Here is a 17,354-nt window from a genome sequence, read left to right on the forward strand (position 1 = left end):
AATCGCAGAATCCGCAGGATGCGGCCTGGAAAGGAGAGGATGTTTGATGAGTCAAAGTCAGATTTTACTGCGCCCTTTGGCGGCCAAAGATTTTCCTGCCATTGCTGCCTGGCTGCAGGATTCTGCTTTTTTGGCTACTTATGATTACCTGCCGCCGAAACCGCTGTCTTTGTTGGAAATTCTCAGCACCTGGATGCGTTATTTAAGCAATGAGCAAGCGGTGGCTTTTGCTCTGTGCGAACGGGAAAGCGGCAAGCTGATCGGCTGGCTGGGCTATGATGAATGGGATAAAGAGAATCAATTGGCAACCTTATTTATCGGTATCGGCGATGCCGGCATGCGCGGTAAAGGGTACGGTAAAGCTGCGATGCGTGAATTGCTCCGGTATGGATTTGAAAAAATGGGCTTATTCAAAATTCAGCTGCAGGTTCTGCCTTTCAATCTGGCAGGGGTCGCGCTCTATGAACGCTGCGGTTTTGTGCGGGAAGGCACGATGCGCCAGGCCGTGCTGCGCGAAGGAATCCGCTATGATTTGCTGAATTACGGCTTGCTAAAAGAAGAGTGGAAGAATGCAATGGTTTCGCCGGAGAGCTGAAACTGTCGACAGCCCATGGTTTTCTGCAAGAGACCAAGCCTTAGTGGCCGCTGTTTTTTCTTGAACAGATCGCCGGCGGGGTGTGTGAACGCAGCCGACTGAAAGAAGCATGCCGACGTTAAGGCACGGAGCCAAAACTGCAACAGCAAGTGTGTCATGGTTGGGGCGGTCTGCTGAAAGAAAGGGCGAAGCGTGGCCTGATCGTACGACATCCCTTTGCAGATGGGGCAATGCGAAGGAATTGCCTATGCTTATTTGGGTCTGCTGCAAACAAAAAACAACTGAATGGTAATTTACAGAGGCGCATAAACAATCCCCCGTTTCGGTGCGGCTTCACCGGAAACGGGGGATTGTTTATGCCTATGTTATTCTACTTGTAAGCAGCTTCCACTGCGGCGGTGACCGCTTTTGCGCCGCCTTCCGGCGCAACGATGTAGAGTAAATCGGTATCATAACGAAACCATAAAGCGTCGCCGAGTTTTTTGCCTTCTTTGGGCAAATAACTGTCAAAACTGATTTTTTGGGCCGCCTGCCTGGCTTCAATTATCTCTTTGACGGCATCCATATCTTTGGCGTCTTTTAAACGCAGAAAAACAATTTCATCACTCAGAATGGGTTCCGCACAGAGATAAATAGAAAAGGTGTCCAGCAGCTCCGGATCGATAGCGAAAAATTTCTGCAGACGTGTTTCACTCAACTCCAGCATTTCCGGAAATTTAGCAGCCTCAATGATGTCGGCTGCCAGTTGTGCCAAGTCCACCGGTTTTGCAGCCGCAGAAGGCGTTGACAAAGGGTCGCTGGTTTTTACGCAGCCACCGAAGCCTAAAACAACTAAAATGAAGAAACAACAAACCAGGCGCAGAAATCGCTTCATGAAGATACACTCGCTTTCATCATTCGGTAAATTGGACTTAAGAATCCTCCAGGGTATGCTTCAACAGCCCCAGCCAGACGCCGTACTGCCGAAAGTAAAGGTGCAGACCATCGGGACTCATCTCAGGGTTCAAACTGCCGTCCGCTAAGCAGAAAGGCAGAGAGATATCGATATAGGTGATTTTTTTTTCAGCACATAGTTTCTTTAAAGCGTTGTTGAATTCAGTGATTCTTTCATTGTTGATCAGTGTGCTGGCGTAATCCGCTGTGACTGGCAGAATAGACTGCACATAAAGCGTGCTGTCAGGGTAATATTGAGTTAACGCGTCAAGCAAATCATTATAGCGGCTGCAGTAGACTGCCGCATCCACGGAAGTGTAATTCATATCATTGATACCAAGCAGAATAAAAATAGCCGCCGGATTCCCTGCCTGCCAATCCGCTAAGTTCTCCGTTGCCTGCAATAAAGTTAAGCCGCGCCCGGCCATAATTGCTACCGTATCAAAGGGCGGCAGAATTTGCAGCCCTTCCGTAATGGAATCACCGATAAAAGCGGTTGTTTGAAAGATAGGGTCCTGACTGATTTCCGTGGTGTCAATTGCCGGCAAGGCTGTAACGTCCGGGGCGGAACTTGGCTTTAACGGATTCGCCGGTCGTTCGGGCAAAGCAGCGCTTCGATCTTTTTTTAAGTAGGAAATGGCAGCGGGCTCGGCATGATTGAAAGAGTCGTCGGCTTGCAGCCATAAGGACAGCGGGATCAGGCAGAGCAATAGCAGCGTGATGATCCGTATGGGATGAAACCGGCGCTCTGTTTTATGTTGATATTTCATATTTGTGGCAATCACCTCCCGGGCGAAACGACAAAAGCAACAGGTAGGGAAACTTCAGATTATCCTCAGTATAGCACAAAGCAAAGCAGGATGACCAGAGGATTTGCAGCAAAATATTGTAAGAATTTCGCTTTTGTCTATGGCATCAAACCAACGGTTACTGGAAAAACAGAAGAGAAGCGGATCCTGTACCTGTGATGATCATAATCACCCGGATGCCTGATTGAATCAGAGCGGGAAATTTCAGAGCTTGCTTTTGTATAAAAATAAGAGTTGCCTTAATTCCAGAAAATTTTCCTTAAATAACTATAAAAGAGCTTGTAATTGTTCTCACTATTAGCTATAATAAACTCATATGTAAAAAATCGGGAGCCAGAAGTAAAATGATTATCGAATTGATTGCGGCGATGAGCCTGGCAAAATTCAGACACTACAATTTGAAATATGCTTTTTACACTTGGACATTTTATCCTGTACTGCTGACGCAGGGCATCTTGATTTTTTTCCAGATGAGCATTTTTTTCGGAACTTATTACTTTCTGCAATTCGTACCAATCGTAGAACCGATCATCATTTTATCGTTCCTTTTTGCCATTTTTGCCTTTCGGCTATACACACCGGCCATCGTCGGATCGGTTTGTATTGGGATCGGTTCCATGCTGAATAAGTTTGTTATGGCGCAGAATGGCGGCTTGATGCCGGTTTATCCGAGCTTGTCTTATCTGACCGGTTATGCGACAGCCCAGTCCTTTCAGATCGCGGACGGTGTGCACATTCTGGGCAGTGATGTGACCCGCTATAAACTGCTGACCGATTATATTGACTTTGGTTATTGTATTCTGAGCCCCGGGGATGTCTTTATCCATCTGTTTACTTTTCTTATGCTTTATGCAATTTTTAAAGCCGCTCATCAGCATTATTCCAGTAGGCAGACAAAACGGTATCAATGAGAGGATGGAACAATTTGGACGGAATTGCGATTAGTGTGACTCAGCTTATAATAAAAGGGATACCAGAAGGTTTTCTCATGATGCTTGCTTTACATATATTAACCGGTACGAAAATTGATGCGAAGAAATATTTCCTTCTCAGCTCAGTTTATGTCATCCTGACCTACCTGATTAGATTTTTACCAATCACACTTGGTGTGAACACAATGATATCACTGTTAACAATGATTTTACTTTTTCAATTAACATATAAAACCCAGTTGGGTAAGGTCGTTAAATCGGTTGTTTCTGCAGTTTTGATTATGACCTTTGTCATGATTTCAGAAATACTAAATATGCTGATTCTCTATACTATTTATGGTCAGAGCAAGGCGGAAGAGTTACTTAATTTCGGGTCGGAATTAACACAAAGTTTAGTAACCATTCCATCCTCGATTTTTCTTGCTCTTTTTATAGTCCTTTCCCACGTTATTTTAACGAGGTTGGAAAAAAGGAAAAACGAACATGGAGAAGCTAACAAGAAAACTGGCGGCTAATGTCGCCCGGTCGCTCGATTACGATGCCGAACGCGAAGCGGTAATCGCTTATGGTTTGATCGGGCTCGTACAGATTATCATCACCTTTGCTTTGGTTTTGCTTTTTGGAAGTTTGGTCGGTGCGCCGGCGGAAGCCCTCATCGTCTGCGCAGCGGTTGGTTTATTGCGAAAATACAGCGGCGGCGCTCACGCAGGTTCGGCGGAATTATGCAATGCAATCAGTGTTGTCTACAGCACATCCGCAGCAGTCGCGGCCAAAAGATATTTTTCCACGGCGGACAATCTCGCTCTGCAGCTTTTGCTCACCGCCGTCATCTTTGGCGTTTCGTACCTTATTGTCTACCGGTTTGCGCCGGTAGACTCACCCAATAAGCCGATTAAAACAGTCAAAAAGAAAAAGAGAATGAGGCAGGGCAGCTTTATCATCCTGACTGTTTACTTTTTGTTAGCGATTGCACTGTTTCTTGCCGGCTGTGATGATGGGGTTTACGCCTCATATGGGATAAGCCTTCTGTTCGGAGTTATTTGGCAGATCTTTACTCTTACCTCCCCGGGAGCCTTCCTGCTTCACAGCCTGGATCTACGATTGCAAAAAAAGGAGGTGAACAAGTTATGAAGAAGTTCTATGGGATCATTGCTGCTGTTTCTACAATCATGGCAGCCGCTCTCGCTACTTCTGCCTGCTGGTGGTTCTCTTATCAGCCGGAGGAGCCAGAATCTTTGAGAGAAGAGTAGAAAAACCCATATAGGAGGCTTTTTCAGAAGCCTCCTATCTCTTTTGGTGCGGTCATTTTTCGCGGTCATTTTAAGGAGGCGTTGACATGTCTGAACTTGATAAAGAAAAGCAAACACAAATCAATCAAATTTTACAGCTTGTTAAAATCGCCTCTTTATGTTTTCCTTCCATCGCTTTTTTCCAATATTATGCCAAAATTAATGCGTCTGCCGTTTTTTTCACCTATAGTTTTTTGCTGGTTGCCATCTTATTGACGATGCTGGGCATATATATGTTATTGTATTATATTCAGACTAAAATGAGCGATGACTATAGGATCAAACCCTGGATCAGTCCGCTGATTTCACTCACCATCGCATTTTTATCAGTAATCCTGACAGGCAGTTATGAGAGCAGTTATAAATTTCTGTTTGTGCTCGTGATTATATCCACCAGCATTGAGTGCGATATGAAAACAAGCCTCACCATTTCCGGCTTGTCGGCATTGATTGTGCTTGTCACCGATTTGGTTTGCGCTCCCGCAAATGGGGTCAACTCTTATTTTGAGAGTGATTTGGTCCTGGCAAGCGTGTTTCTGATCATTTCCTGGACCATCAGCTTTTATGTCGATTTAGGCAAAAAACATATTGAGAGCTTAGCGAATTTAGCCAATACAGACGGTTTAACCGGCTTGAATAATCATCGTTTTTTCTATGACGCCCTGGCAGAACAGGTAAAAAAGAGTAAAGCCGATGGAAGTGCGCTCTCCCTGCTGTTTCTTGATATTGATGATTTTAAATATTACAATGATCTTTATGGTCACCAAAAGGGGGATCAGGTGATCAAGACACTGGCGGTACTGATGAACCAGACACTGCCGCAAAAAAGTATCATCGCACGCTATGGCGGTGAGGAATTTACGATTTTGTTGCCCGGAAGCGGAGAAGAGCAGGCGCTGCAGGAAGCGGAAGCGCTGCGCCGAGCTGTGCATGAATATGAATTTGAAGGAGAAGAAAATTTACCCGGGGGTACCATGACCATATCAATCGGGGTTTCTTCCCTGAACGCTAAAATTACGTCCGAAGCAGATCTTTTAAAATGCGCCGATGATGCTTGTTACCGGGCGAAATTTCTGCTTAAAAACCGGGTGGAGTCCTATTACTCTATCCTGGAAGAACTGCAGAATGAAGTGGCTGAATCCGATAAAGCGATGGTCGCTTCGATCAAGACACTGATCGCCGTGATCAATGCCAAGGATAAATACACCTACCAGCACGTCGAAAAAGTGGTTTATTACTGTAGTCTGCTGGCGGATCAGCAAGGGATGAGCGATATAGACAGGAAGCAATTTATTTATGCTGCCTATTTGCATGATATCGGGAAAATAAATATTCCGGAAGAAATTCTGATGAAGGTTGAGAAGCTCACACCGGAGGAATGGAATATCTTGCAAAATCATCCGCGGAATGCGGCAGAGATCATCAAAAACATAGAGCCTCTGCAGGCCGTGATACCGATTATTCTGCAGCATCACGAAAAATTTGACGGGACAGGCTATCCCAACAATTTAAAGGGAGAAGAAATTCATCCTTTGGCCAGGCTGCTGACCGTGATTGACAGCTTCGATGCCATGACTTCCGTCAGACCATATCAACTGAAAAAAACGCATGCTCAGGCAATTGAGGAACTGCAACGGTGCAGCGGAACACAATTCGATCCGGATGCCGTTCGGCTTTTCGTTCAGGTTGTCAAGAGTGTCATTCTATAAGAAAGCAAAAAGTACTTCCGAAGAGCGGGTGAAAGTCCGGTTCGGAAGTTTTTTTTTTGCAATTTCGGCTGCCATGTCATCCCCCGGACGGAACTGTGCTGTTCATTGCTTTCATTTTCAGATTGTAACTTAGTTACTGAAGTCAATCAGACAATGATGGCATACTGAAGTCAAATAAATGAATAGAACATTTGCACGAAGAGAGACTGCCGGAAGGCAGAAAATGAATGGAGATCAAAAAATGGCTGAAGAACAGAAAGTATTGATTGTCGGTGGCGTGGCGGGCGGAGCAACGGCGGCTGCCAGGCTGCGCCGGTTGGATGAAAAAGCAGAAATCATCCTATTTGAACGCGGAGAGTATATTTCCTTTGCCAATTGTGGTTTACCCTACTATATCGGCGGAGAGATTAAAGAAAAGTCTGCCCTGACCCTGCAGACTCCGGAGAGTTTCCATGCACGTTTTCATGTGGATGTGCGCAGCGGGAATGAAGTCATAGCGATTGAACCGAAAATGAAACAGGTGACTGTTTTAGATCACCATAGCGGCCTTTCTTATACAGAACGTTATGACAAGCTGATTCTATCGATGGGAGCAGAGGCAATCAGACCGAATATCGAAGGCATCCATTCGGATAAGGTGTTTACCTTGCGTTCGATTCCGGATACGGATCGAATCAAGGAATATATCGAACAGAAAAAACCTGCCAGCGTTGCGATTGTCGGCGGTGGCTTCATCGGTATAGAGATGGCGGAAAATCTGCAGCGGTTGGGGTTGGCGGTCACTTTAATTGATCTGGCAGACCAAGTCCTGGCGACGATTGATTATGATATGGCGAGCGATGTTCATCGCCATTTGGAAAGCAAAGGCGTTCATTTAATGCTGGATAATTCCATCCGTTCCATTACGGATTTAGGCAGCAGCCTGAAGCTGGCTTTCAATAGCGGCGAATTGTCTGCCGACCTGCTGGTCATGGCAATCGGCGTGCGTCCGGAAACGAAAATCGCGAAAGAGGCCGGCATCGCCGTCAATGAACGTGGCGCTATTTTGGTCGATCAGCGCATGCTGACCAACATTCCGGATATCTATGCGGTTGGTGATGCGGTGGCGATCACTGATTTTATCACGGGTAAACAAGGCTATGTTGCCTTGGCGGGACCTGCCAATAAGCAGGGCAGGATCGCGGCGGATCAAATTTGCGGCATAGACAGTCAATATGGCGGCACGCAAGGTTCTGCCATTTTGAAAGTGTTTGACTTAACAGTGGCTTCCAGCGGCATCAATGAAAAGACAGCGAAAAAACTGGGGCTCAATTACGATAAATCCTTTACCTATTCCGCCAATCATGCAGACTATTATCCGGGTGCCGTTGATATGTCGATTAAAACGATTTTCGAAAAAACCACCGGTAAAATCCTGGGCGTGCAAATTGTTGGTTTTGACGGTTCCGACAAACGCTGTGATGTCTTTGCAACGGCGATTCGTGCCGGCATGACAGCTTACGATTTGACTCGTTTGGAATTATGTTATGCGCCGCCCTTCAGTTCAGCCAAAGATCCGGTCAATATGGCCGGTTATGCGATTGAAAATCTGCTAACCGGGAAAGTGAAAAATTTCCATTGGCATGATGTGGAGGCTTTGCCGCGCGACGGCAGCGTCACTTTGCTCGACGTGCGCACGGCGATCGAATATGAGAATGGTCATATGGAAGGATTCGTCAACCTGCCGCTGGATGATTTGAGAAAGCGTTTGGATGAATTGAATCGCAGCAAGCCGATTTATCTGACTTGTCAAATTGGTCTGCGCGGCTACATTGCGGCCAGAATTCTCTCACAAAATGGTTTTGATGTCTATAACCTCAGCGGCGGCTATCGCTTGTACCATTCGATTTTCAGCACGCACCCGCCGGTGCCGTCCAATGCGGAAGAATCTGATCTGTAACTTTTCATTTAATTCCTAAAAAAGCTGGAAACCGTTTTTGGTTCCCAGCTTTTTTTCATGTGCGCCCGTTTTTTTTGATTAGCCGATTGGATTATTCGCTGACGAGGCAGGATTGATTGCGCAGTCTGTTTTGGCTGACATTGTTTGCAGAAGCAGCACCGGTTCCGTTGTTTTGACCGTTGCCGTTGATCAGGCCGCGGTTTTTGTTCTGCTGGGGATCGCCAGTCATGGCAGCCGAGCCCAAACCACCGTGGATTGCACGGCCGTTTTGCATACCACTGCCGCTGCCAATGCCGCTACCGCTGCAGTTGACCTGGTTTTGCTGCCAGGCTGCCAGCAAGGCATCCGCTTCGCTTTGCGTCATTTTACCGGCGGCTACTTGCGCTGCCAATTGATCCTGTTTGATGGCAAACAGTTCGGTTTTAAATTCTGTTAATACACCGGCTGCAAAAGCGATGCTGCCATAGCTGGATCCGCTCCCGGATTTTTCCGTTGTGACGCTTTCCAGTGTTCTTCCGGTCAGACCGGCCACGGCTTCCGCCGCAGTTTGATAGGTGGAAGCGGCATAAACATTGAGCGAACCGGCGCTAATGGTTAATACCATGGCGGTAAGGGCGAGGATTTTTCTGAATTTTGTCATTTGAAATGACCTCCTTTTTATTTTATGGCTGTATTTCTTGGCCATGATCAGATCATACCCGAAAGCTGTGGCAAAAATATGTTTTATTTTTTCTTTCTTTATGCTGACAGATGGATGGAAAGACATGATTTTGCCACAAAAGCTTGCTAAAATATGATATGATACAGATAGCAATCATAAGGGGGGACAGGGATGCCGAGCGTTTTAATTGCGGATGATAACCAACAAATTGCTTCCATTTTAGAAGAATATGCTAAAAAGGAAGGACTGACTACGAAAATTGCATCAAACGGTTTGGAAGCTGTAGAATTGTTTGCAAAATTCAAACCGGATTTGCTTCTGCTTGATGTGATGATGCCAAAGATGGATGGATTTGAAGTCTGCCGTGAAATTCGCAAGACTTCCAATGTACCCATCATCATGATTACAGCCAGAGGAGAAGATTTTGAACGCATCATGGGTCTGGATATCGGCGCCGATGATTATATCGTGAAACCGTTTTCCCCGGCGGAAGTGATGGCACGGGTGCGGGCTGTTTTACGGCGCATCAGCCATGCGGAAGGACAAAAATGTCAGGTGTTTTCCTTCGATAATCTCAATATCAATCTGGATGACTATTTGGTGCAGGTGGATCAGCAAGCGGTATCCTTAACCAAAAAGGAAATCGAAATTCTCTGGACGCTGGCGACGAGCAAAGGGAAAGTCTTCTCGCGCGATCATCTGCTCAACAGTGTGTGGGGATATGATTATTTCGGCGACAGCCGTACGGTTGACTCTCATATCAAGCGGCTGCGTGCGAAATTGGATCGTTTTGAGCATCCGCATTGGGAAATCAGTACCATTTGGGGTGTTGGATACAAGTTTGAGGAAGTAAAAAATGAAGCATAAAATCGCCCGGAAACTTACCTTTTATTTTTCCGTTGTGCTGCTTTTATTTGCGCTGATCATCGGCAGTGTTTTTACCGTCTTGTTCCGCAGTTATACCATTAACCTGCAAAAAGATGAATTGGCAGCGCGCGCGGTGACTATGGCGTCAGCTCTGGCGAAGGGCATCAGCAATCAAACTGCCGGATCCGGTTTGGGCAGCCGGCAAGGCGGCTATGGTTTTTATCTGCGGTTTTTGAATGAGATTGCCATGACGGATGCCTGGGTCGTCGATGAAGACTTGCAGCTGATCACCGGTAATCAACTGACCGGAACCACCTATCTTTATGCCGATTTGCCGCCAAATGCGGCAGCGGTAGTGAAGGAAGTTTTTTTGGGAAATACTACCTTTAGCGAAGGGTTCAGTTCACTGCTCAATACGCCAACACTGACAGTCGGAACGCCGATTCGGTCAAACGGGGAAATTATCGGCGCGCTTTTGCTGCATTCACCGGTAGAAGGAACCAATGAAGCAATCAAGCAGGGATATCAGATCATGGCAGTCAGTGTGATTGCAGCGCTCGTTTTGTCCGGATTTTTGTCGGTTATTTTGGCAGTCACTTTCAGCAAGCCTCTGCAAAAAATGAAACAAGTTGCGATGCAATTGGCTGCCGGAGATTACAGCGTAAAAACCGAAATTCGGCAACAAGATGAAATCGGTGACTTGGCTGCCTCCATTGATATCCTGAGTCAGCGCCTGGAAGACGCCAGTCACGAAAGCGAACATTTGGATCAATTACGCCGTGATTTTATCGCCAATATTTCCCACGAGCTGCGCACGCCGATTACCGTGATTCGCGGTTCTTTGGAAGCATTGTGTGACGAAGTGATTACGCAGCCGGAGCAGGTAAAGGCTTACTACTTGCAAATGCGGAAGGAAAGTCTCTTTTTGCAGCGACTGGTCAATGATTTACTGGATTTGTCTCGTTTACAAAACACGGATTTTCAAATCGATTTGCAGGAAGTTAGTTTGTGTGAAGTATTGGAAGATGCGGTTCGCAGCGCCAGGCAAATGGCGCAGGCAAAACAAATTCAGATCGAGCTGGAAATCAAATCCGAATTGTGTGTCATCCAGGGTGATTATGGACGTCTGCGGCAGATGTTCCTCATCATTCTGGATAACGCCGTCAAATTTTCACCCGTGCAGGGCAGTGTGAAGGTATTACTGCAGGATTCTGTCGTCTCCATCCGGGATCAGGGAATTGGCATTGCCGAAGAGGAGCTGCCTTATATTTTTGAACGATTTTATCAAGTTCCGTCCGAAGAAAATAAAAGCGGCACAGGTCTTGGTCTGGCAATCGCCAAGCAAATTGCGGAGCGACATGCGATCAGCTTGTTGGTTGAGAGCAAAATCGCCGTCGGCACTGAATTTCGATTTATCCTGAAGCCGCAGCAGGTTGCCTGAATCGGGTAATAATATTTGCCAAATTCCACCGATTGATGTAATATAGTGATAGGGGTTCGTTCTGGAAGGAGGTCGCTCGATTGCTCGAAACCGAAAAACTTGAGTTATTGCGGCAGCATTTTCCTGCCTGGCCGCATCTGTCGGAAACAGAACAGCAAGATATGCTGAAAAATTGCAGGCAGATAAGTTATGCAAAAGGCGCTTTTGTACATAATGCCGAAAATGAGTGTGTTGGTGTGCTGTTGATTATCAAAGGAAGGCTGCGGACTTACATGCTTTCCGAAGAGGGGAAGGAGATCACCCTCTACCGTTTGCAGCGAGGGAATATCTGCATACTGTCCGCTTCCTGTGTGCTTTCGACCATTACTTTTGATGTAGAGATCGAGGCGGAAGAAGATAGCGATGTCTTGCTGATTAGTGCGCCTTTTTTTGCCCAATTGGCGGAACATAATATTTATGTGGAGTGTTTTTCGTATAAATTGGCTACGGATCGCTTTTCTGATGTGATGTGGGCGATGCAGCAAATTCTTTTTATGAGCATGGATAAGCGGTTGGCTGTTTTTCTTTGGGATGAACTTTCCAAAACAGAAGGGGATTTGCTGCACCTTACGCACGAACAAACAGCGAAATATATGGGCAGCGCCCGTGAAGTGGTTACCCGGATGTTAAAATATTTTTCCTCGGAAGGAATTGTTGAGCTTTCGCGGGGCACCATTCGCATACTCGACCGAGAGAAGCTGCGACGGCTTACCCAGTAGGCGTGTGATCAAAAAAAGGCGGCAGATCTGTTATGATCCGCCGCGGTTTTTTACCAATTATACTTTCAACATTCTGACGATGTCTGCTTTGGGTCTGACTCCGATGGCAGTTTGCATGAGCTTGCCGTTTTTAAAAACGAGCAGAGTCGGGATACTCATGATATTGAATCTGCCCGACAGCTCTTGCTGTTCATCTACATTGACTTTTCCCACTTTGATATTGGGCATTTCCTGCCCTATTTGATCAACAATGGGGGAAACCATACGGCAGGGGCCACACCAGGAAGCCCAGAAATCGAGCAGTACCGGTTTATCGGACTTGAGGACTTCCGTTTCGAAATTTTCTTTTGTAATTGTAATGACGGCCATTGAATTCGCTCCTTTAATTTTGATATTGCTATCGGTTATGCTTTCATTATAGCACATGATCAGCGGATTTCTGTGAGTTAGTCACAAAATATTTTACTGCTTTGCCGCAAGCACCTGTCTGTAAAGGAGAGCAAAGTTGAACGGAATTCGGGCTGTCGGCGCTGAAAATCGGTGCAATGATTTAACTTGACGTTTATGAATTTTGTGTTAAGATACAGTCTATGAAAGAGGTGGAAATCCATGCAGATTATTGTGATCGGCTGTGGAAAAGTCGGGTCTTCCCTGGCTGCTCAGTTGATTCAACAAGGTCACGATGTGGTAATTCTGGAAAGCGACAGCGAACTGATGCATCTTGCTGATAATTTGAATTGTGTTAAACTGATCGGCATTCCTTTTGATCAGGATATCATGAAGCAGGCGGGGGCGGAAACAGCGGATGTGGTTTGCGCTGTATCGCAAAACGATAATGTGAATATTATGTCAGCCCAAGTAGCGAAGGAAGTTTTTGGCGTCAAGAAAATCATCACACGCGTTTACGATCCCAACTTAAAGGTCATTTGTGAACAATTCGGACTCGATACGATTTGTTCAACTGATTTGACAGTCCAAGCGTTGATTCGTGACATCGCCAATGAAACCGAGATTGTTTCCCAGAAAATTTTTAATACGAGGATTATTTATACAATTACTTCCATCGATGAATCTCTGATCGAGGAAGAAATCACCAATCTCAGCAGCGATACAGGCAAATTGATTTTTGGCATCCTGCGCGAGGGAAAAATGATTCTGGCCGCATCAGGTGTTAAAATAGCAGCCGGTGATCAGATGATTTTAGTCAATATTGAATAATTCTCCCCAACGGGAAGTGAGCAAAAGGAGTTTGTTACGATGCGGATTATTATTGTGGGCGGAGGAAAACTTGCCTACTATTTGATAAAAACCTTGCAGCCCTATCATCATCTCATTTCGGTGGTGGAACAATTAAAAGAGGTAAGCGAACGGATCGCTACCGATTTTGATGAGGTCAGTGTCTACAATGGGGATGGCACAAACCTCCGAATCATGGAAGAAAGCGGCTGCCGCAATGCGGATTTTTATATTGCCGTCACCGGCAAAGATGAGAGTAATCTGGTTGGCTGTGAAATTGCGAAAAAACATTTTCATGTGAAGACGACGGTTGCCAGAGTCAATAATCCGAAAAATTCTGAAATGTTTATCCGGATGGGTGTTGATAAAATTTACTCCAGTACCCAGATTCTCGCCGATATTATCGAACGTGAAATCGATTATGAAGGGATGCGGGTCGTATTTTCGATCGAAAAAACTCCCAAAAACATCATCGAATTCAAACTTTCACCGAAATCCGCAGCCTGCAACAGGACCTTGCGTGATTTTGCGTTTCCGAAGAACAGCACCTTGGTCTTACTGACGCGGGATAACGGTACGGTTGAAGTTCCGCAAGGTGATTTGATCATGAGGGCGGAGGATACGATTTTAATGGTTTGTGAGAAAAAGGATTATGATCAGATCTGGAAAGACATGGTTAAAAGGTAGGGATGGAATCGAATCATGGCGGTTATTAAGAAAACAAAACATAAAAATCCGCTGCGTCCGCTGCGCCGCTGGATCGGGGAAAAACCAATTCGCTTGATTATCTTTTCTTTCTTGGTTGTTATTTTAATCGGTACTTGCTTATTGATGCTTCCCATCGCTTCGCAGAATCACGTCAGCGCAGGATTCCTGCGTGCCTTGTTTGTCTCAACTTCAGCCACCTGCGTAACCGGTTTGGTCGTGGTCGATACTGCCACCTATTGGACGACTTTCGGGAAAGTAGTGATTATCTGTCTGATTCAAGTCGGCGGGCTGGGTTTGGTTACCCTGACCAGTTTCTTTTTCAGCGTACTCAAGAAAAAAGCGTCACTGAAAACCCGCATTGTGACCCAGGAGTCGATTGCAACTTCTACCTTTGCCGATGTCTTCGCGATGGTTCGCCGCATCGTTTTAATTGTTTTTTCCGTGGAGTTTTTAGGCGCGGTGATCCTGACCTGGCGTTTTTCTTATCGCTATCCTTTCCCGGAAGCATTGGGGAAAGGCGTCTTTCAGGCGATTTCCGCTTTTTGCAACGCTGGTTTTGATTTACACGGTGATTCGCTATCCGGTCCTTTCAGCAGCCTGACTGCCTGGAATAACGATCCGATTACGATTTTAACCACCAGCCTGCTGATCATCATCGGTGGACTCGGCTTTATTGTTTGGACCGACCTGATCGATTATCGGAAGACGCATAAATTAGCTTATCACAGCAAAGTTGTTTTGCGGATGACCGGCTTTTTGCTGGCGGTCGGCACCGTTTCGATTCTTGGCTTGGAATACAGCAATAGCGCGAATCTCTATTCCCTCGGATCATTGCCTGTTTGGCAGCGCCCTTTGGCTGCCTTCTTTCAATCGGTCACCGCCCGTACAGCCGGTTTTAACAGCATCGACCAGGCTTCTCTGCATGACAGTTCAAAACTAATCACCTCAATACTGATGTTTATCGGAGCTGCACCCGCCTCTACGGGCGGCGGGATCAAATGCACCACCTTTGGCGTGATCATTGCCACGATTTTTTCTGATATTCGTGGTTTTGAAGAAACACTTTTATTCCGGCATCGTATCAATCGGGAAGTGTTTACGCGGGCAATGGCGATCATGGGTTTGGCGCTTTGTATCGTGCTTGTCGCCACCATGGCGATTTGTATCATCGAAACAGAGGCTTTGGATCGGAAAACCTTTGATTTGAATGATGTACTTTTAGAAGCAGTTTCGGCATTCGGCACCGTTGGCTTAACCTCTGTCGGTACATCGAATTTACATCCGGCAAGTTGGGCGGTTCTGATCCCTTGTATGTTCCTGGGACGCGTCGGCCCGGCTTCCTTTGCCATCAGTTTATCCATGAAGCGCAGCAAACGCGAACTGATTTATCCGGAAGGCAGAACGTTGGTCGGTTAAGCGCGGCCGATTAAGCGCGAACCGGTGAAACGCCGGGCTTCCGCACAAAAGGAACTGTAGCAATTTTTCGTTTTGCTACAGCTCCTCGCTTTGTTTTCTCCCATCTTCGTGCTATAATAAGATATCTTCAAAAATAGTCTGGGAGGTGGAATCGGTTCATGAATGTAGAATTTTTAGGTGCGGCGATGTCTGTGACAGGATCTTGCTATTTGGTTACCGTCGGTCATTATAAATTTCTCTTGGACTGCGGTCAATTTCAAGGCAGTGAAAGCTTGGAAAAGCTGAATTTTGAACCGTTTCGCTTTCAGCCGGCCGAACTTGACTTTATGATTTTAAGCCATGCTCATATTGATCACAGCGGCAGAATTCCGCTGCTGACCAAACGCGGTTTCCATGGTAAAATTTATTGTACGGAAGCGACCGCTGATTTAGCCGATATTATGCTGAGAGACAGCGGCGGTATTCATGAACAGGAAGCGGAATGGGCCAATAAAAAGGCGCTGCGCACCGGGGAAGCACTGGTACAGCCGCTTTTCACGGTCAACGATGCCGTGGCTTCACTGAAGTATTTCAATCCGCTGCCTTACGATCAGATAATTGAGGTCAATGCAGAGATCAGTTTCCGGCTGCGTGACGCGGGTCATATTTTGGGTTCGACGATTATTGAGTTATGGCTCAGAGAAGGCGGCAAGAGCAAGAAATTAGTTTTTTCAGGCGATCTCGGCCAGAAGAATAAACCGATTCTCAAAGATCCGGCCGTCATAGAAGAAGCCGATTATCTCATCCTGGAAACGACCTATGGCGACCGCGTGCATGAGCCGATGAAGAACAGCCTGGAGCAATTCAAACAAGTCATCTTAAAGACCATCCGGCGCGGCGGCACGGTGGTCATACCATCCTTTGCGGTGGGGAGAACCCAGGAATTGATTTATGAACTGAATCTGTTTTATGAACAGGATGCCGAGTTCAAACAGGTGATGGAAAACATCATGGTCTATGTCGACAGTCCCATGGCAACCAGCGCCACGGAAATTTTCCGCAGAAACGCGGATGTCTTTGACGACGAAACCAAGGCCATGATCCGGAAAGGCGATCAACCGCTGGATTTTAAAAATTTAAAATTCAGTAAATCCAGTGAAGAATCCAAAAAATTGAATGATATCGCAGAACCAAAAATTATTATTTCCAGCAGCGGCATGTGTAATGCCGGCAGGATCAAACACCATTTGAAACATAATTTATGGAATCCAAAAACAAGCGTGATTTTTGTCGGCTATCAAGCTCCGGGGACACTGGGCAGATCCATCGTCAGCGGAGCCAGGGATGTGCATATTTTCGGCGAAAAGATCCATGTCGGTGCGGAAATTTATTGTTTTGATAATTTCTCCGGTCATATCGACAGAGACGGTCTGCTGCAATGGCTGCAGGGATTTAAAAAAATGCCCCACAAGACGTTTTTAGTGCATGGAGAAGCGGGAGCCAAGCAAGCATTCGCCGACTGGATCAAACAGAAACTGGGCTACGAATGCACGGTGATTGCTCAGGTAGCGGAGTATGATCTGATTGCGGATGTTAAAATAGAACTGGCGCAGCCGGAATGGGAAGCCTCCCGGCGCGGGCAAGTGTCTGCGGTCAATGCGAAATTGAGCGGAGCCCGTCAGGGATTGGATACCGCCTTAAAGCAGCTGCAACGCGGCAGCAAGGAAGAAATTCCGATCGATCGGCTGGATGAAATAACGAAAGCCCTGATTGATCTGCAGGATGCAACGGCCAGACTGCAAAAATTGATCGAAAAGAAAGCCTGTGTCAAGCGGGCCCGGAGAAGCCTCAGGATGAAACTGCACCGAAAACACTTTTCCATTTTTATAATTTAATCCCTCAATACTGCCGTCATTCATGCTGATAAAGCGGATGTCGGCTACTGAAGGATTGATTGTGTCGCCATTCACCACAAACCCGTGGTTCTGGGAAGTAATGTACACCCTGTTTGCAAACAGATCTTTCACCGGGTGATTAATTCCTCTATGGCCATATTTTAATTTATAGGTGTCGAAGCCCTGT

18 protein-coding genes and 1 pseudogene are annotated in these 17,354 nt (G+C 46.2%); 14 read left to right on the forward strand and 5 right to left on the reverse strand.

Annotation, left to right across the window (positions count from 1 at the left end):
* Positions 1-46: 46 nt before the first annotated feature.
* Complete coding sequence (locus tag LLG09_02265; GenBank protein ID MCE5195943.1) at positions 47-595, forward strand: GNAT family N-acetyltransferase; 549 nt, start codon at positions 47-49, stop codon at positions 593-595.
* 370 nt (positions 596-965) lie between these two features.
* On the opposite strand, the gene LLG09_02270 is transcribed toward LLG09_02265, so the two are convergent.
* Both LLG09_02270 and LLG09_02275 read right to left on the reverse strand, forming a co-directional pair.
* Positions 966-1,469, reverse strand: a complete 504-nt coding sequence (locus LLG09_02270; GenBank protein MCE5195944.1) for a DUF4358 domain-containing protein — start codon at positions 1,467-1,469, stop codon at positions 966-968.
* A gap of 37 nt (positions 1,470-1,506) precedes the next feature.
* Entirely contained in the window at positions 1,507-2,298 is a 792-nt protein-coding gene (locus LLG09_02275) for a GDSL-type esterase/lipase family protein (protein ID MCE5195945.1), read from the reverse strand.
* Positions 2,299-2,681: 383 nt separating this feature from the next.
* Between LLG09_02275 and LLG09_02280 the strand changes: the two genes are divergently transcribed.
* The 6 genes from LLG09_02280 to LLG09_02305 all read left to right on the forward strand — a co-directional run bounded on the left by LLG09_02280 (position 2,682) and on the right by LLG09_02305 (position 8,206).
* The gene (locus LLG09_02280) at positions 2,682-3,248 is read left to right on the forward strand and encodes a DUF5317 domain-containing protein (protein ID MCE5195946.1); all 567 of its coding nucleotides are present in this window, start codon (positions 2,682-2,684) and stop codon (positions 3,246-3,248) included.
* 14 nt (positions 3,249-3,262) lie between these two features.
* Positions 3,263-3,784 (forward strand): hypothetical protein, encoded by a 522-nt coding sequence (locus LLG09_02285; protein MCE5195947.1) that lies wholly within the window; start codon positions 3,263-3,265, stop codon positions 3,782-3,784.
* Positions 3,753-4,400, forward strand: a complete 648-nt coding sequence (locus LLG09_02290; GenBank protein ID MCE5195948.1) for an accessory gene regulator B family protein — start codon at positions 3,753-3,755, stop codon at positions 4,398-4,400. The genes LLG09_02285 and LLG09_02290 overlap by 32 nt, the downstream gene beginning before the upstream one ends.
* Entirely contained in the window at positions 4,397-4,519 is a 123-nt protein-coding gene (locus LLG09_02295; GenBank protein ID MCE5195949.1) for a cyclic lactone autoinducer peptide, read from the forward strand. Before LLG09_02290 ends, LLG09_02295 begins: the two co-directional genes overlap by 4 nt.
* A gap of 86 nt (positions 4,520-4,605) precedes the next feature.
* The gene (locus tag LLG09_02300; GenBank protein MCE5195950.1) at positions 4,606-6,267 is read left to right on the forward strand and encodes a diguanylate cyclase; all 1,662 of its coding nucleotides are present in this window, start codon (positions 4,606-4,608) and stop codon (positions 6,265-6,267) included.
* Between the two features lie 241 nt (positions 6,268-6,508).
* The gene (locus LLG09_02305) at positions 6,509-8,206 is read left to right on the forward strand and encodes an FAD-dependent oxidoreductase (GenBank protein MCE5195951.1); all 1,698 of its coding nucleotides are present in this window, start codon (positions 6,509-6,511) and stop codon (positions 8,204-8,206) included.
* A 91-nt stretch (positions 8,207-8,297) separates the two neighbouring features.
* Here LLG09_02305 and LLG09_02310 read toward each other — a convergent pair whose 3' ends face one another.
* A complete protein-coding gene (locus LLG09_02310; protein MCE5195952.1) occupies positions 8,298-8,846 on the reverse strand; it encodes a hypothetical protein in 549 nt (182 codons plus the stop codon).
* 192 nt (positions 8,847-9,038) lie between these two features.
* On the opposite strand from LLG09_02310, the gene LLG09_02315 reads away from it, so the two are divergent.
* The 3 genes from LLG09_02315 to LLG09_02325 all read left to right on the forward strand — a co-directional run bounded on the left by LLG09_02315 (position 9,039) and on the right by LLG09_02325 (position 11,933).
* The gene (locus LLG09_02315; GenBank protein MCE5195953.1) at positions 9,039-9,734 is read left to right on the forward strand and encodes a response regulator transcription factor; all 696 of its coding nucleotides are present in this window, start codon (positions 9,039-9,041) and stop codon (positions 9,732-9,734) included.
* Positions 9,724-11,175, forward strand: a complete 1,452-nt coding sequence (locus tag LLG09_02320; protein ID MCE5195954.1) for a HAMP domain-containing histidine kinase — start codon at positions 9,724-9,726, stop codon at positions 11,173-11,175. Before LLG09_02315 ends, LLG09_02320 begins: the two co-directional genes overlap by 11 nt.
* 80 nt (positions 11,176-11,255) lie before the next feature.
* On the forward strand, positions 11,256-11,933 hold the full coding sequence (locus LLG09_02325; GenBank protein MCE5195955.1) for a Crp/Fnr family transcriptional regulator: 678 nt from the start codon (positions 11,256-11,258) through the stop codon (positions 11,931-11,933).
* A gap of 57 nt (positions 11,934-11,990) precedes the next feature.
* On the opposite strand, the gene trxA is transcribed toward LLG09_02325, so the two are convergent.
* Positions 11,991-12,302, reverse strand: coding sequence for a thioredoxin (gene trxA / locus LLG09_02330; GenBank protein MCE5195956.1), 312 nt, complete (start codon positions 12,300-12,302; stop codon positions 11,991-11,993).
* A gap of 240 nt (positions 12,303-12,542) precedes the next feature.
* On the opposite strand from trxA, the gene LLG09_02335 reads away from it, so the two are divergent.
* The 4 genes from LLG09_02335 (at position 12,543) to LLG09_02350 (ending at position 17,167) form a co-directional block, all read left to right on the forward strand.
* Positions 12,543-13,151, forward strand: coding sequence for a TrkA family potassium uptake protein (locus tag LLG09_02335; protein ID MCE5195957.1), 609 nt, complete (start codon positions 12,543-12,545; stop codon positions 13,149-13,151).
* Between the two features lie 39 nt (positions 13,152-13,190).
* Entirely contained in the window at positions 13,191-13,856 is a 666-nt protein-coding gene (locus LLG09_02340; protein MCE5195958.1) for a TrkA family potassium uptake protein, read from the forward strand.
* A gap of 15 nt (positions 13,857-13,871) precedes the next feature.
* Complete coding sequence (locus LLG09_02345; GenBank protein ID MCE5195959.1) at positions 13,872-15,293, forward strand: Trk family potassium uptake protein; 1,422 nt, start codon at positions 13,872-13,874, stop codon at positions 15,291-15,293.
* Positions 15,294-15,451: 158 nt separating this feature from the next.
* Entirely contained in the window at positions 15,452-17,167 is a 1,716-nt protein-coding gene (locus LLG09_02350) for an MBL fold metallo-hydrolase (protein MCE5195960.1), read from the forward strand.
* Here LLG09_02350 and LLG09_02355 read toward each other — a convergent pair.
* Positions 17,072-17,354, reverse strand: a pseudogene (locus tag LLG09_02355) (carbamoyl phosphate synthase small subunit). The gene LLG09_02350 and the pseudogene LLG09_02355 overlap by 96 nt on opposite strands.

This window comes from Negativicutes bacterium, from assembly GCA_021372785.1.
Taxonomy (GTDB): Bacteria; Bacillota; JAAYKD01; order JAAYKD01; family JAAYKD01; genus JAJFTT01.

Excerpts from the sequence above, each read along its gene's own strand:
- LLG09_02265 (MCE5195943.1), top strand. The coding sequence starts at position 47 with ATGAGTCAAAGTCAGATTTTACTGCGCCCTTTGGCGGCCAAAGATTTT.
- LLG09_02270 (MCE5195944.1), bottom strand. The coding sequence starts at position 1,469 with ATGAAGCGATTTCTGCGCCTGGTTTGTTGTTTCTTCATTTTAGTTGTT.
- LLG09_02275 (MCE5195945.1), bottom strand. The coding sequence starts at position 2,298 with ATGAAATATCAACATAAAACAGAGCGCCGGTTTCATCCCATACGGATC.
- LLG09_02280 (MCE5195946.1), top strand. The coding sequence starts at position 2,682 with ATGATTATCGAATTGATTGCGGCGATGAGCCTGGCAAAATTCAGACAC.
- LLG09_02290 (MCE5195948.1), top strand. The coding sequence starts at position 3,753 with ATGGAGAAGCTAACAAGAAAACTGGCGGCTAATGTCGCCCGGTCGCTC.
- LLG09_02295 (MCE5195949.1), top strand. The coding sequence starts at position 4,397 with ATGAAGAAGTTCTATGGGATCATTGCTGCTGTTTCTACAATCATGGCA.
- LLG09_02300 (MCE5195950.1), top strand. The coding sequence starts at position 4,606 with ATGTCTGAACTTGATAAAGAAAAGCAAACACAAATCAATCAAATTTTA.
- LLG09_02305 (MCE5195951.1), top strand. The coding sequence starts at position 6,509 with ATGGCTGAAGAACAGAAAGTATTGATTGTCGGTGGCGTGGCGGGCGGA.
- LLG09_02310 (MCE5195952.1), bottom strand. The coding sequence starts at position 8,846 with ATGACAAAATTCAGAAAAATCCTCGCCCTTACCGCCATGGTATTAACC.
- LLG09_02315 (MCE5195953.1), top strand. The coding sequence starts at position 9,039 with ATGCCGAGCGTTTTAATTGCGGATGATAACCAACAAATTGCTTCCATT.
- LLG09_02320 (MCE5195954.1), top strand. The coding sequence starts at position 9,724 with ATGAAGCATAAAATCGCCCGGAAACTTACCTTTTATTTTTCCGTTGTG.
- trxA (MCE5195956.1), bottom strand. The coding sequence starts at position 12,302 with ATGGCCGTCATTACAATTACAAAAGAAAATTTCGAAACGGAAGTCCTC.
- LLG09_02335 (MCE5195957.1), top strand. The coding sequence starts at position 12,543 with ATGCAGATTATTGTGATCGGCTGTGGAAAAGTCGGGTCTTCCCTGGCT.
- LLG09_02340 (MCE5195958.1), top strand. The coding sequence starts at position 13,191 with ATGCGGATTATTATTGTGGGCGGAGGAAAACTTGCCTACTATTTGATA.
- LLG09_02345 (MCE5195959.1), top strand. The coding sequence starts at position 13,872 with ATGGCGGTTATTAAGAAAACAAAACATAAAAATCCGCTGCGTCCGCTG.
- LLG09_02350 (MCE5195960.1), top strand. The coding sequence starts at position 15,452 with ATGAATGTAGAATTTTTAGGTGCGGCGATGTCTGTGACAGGATCTTGC.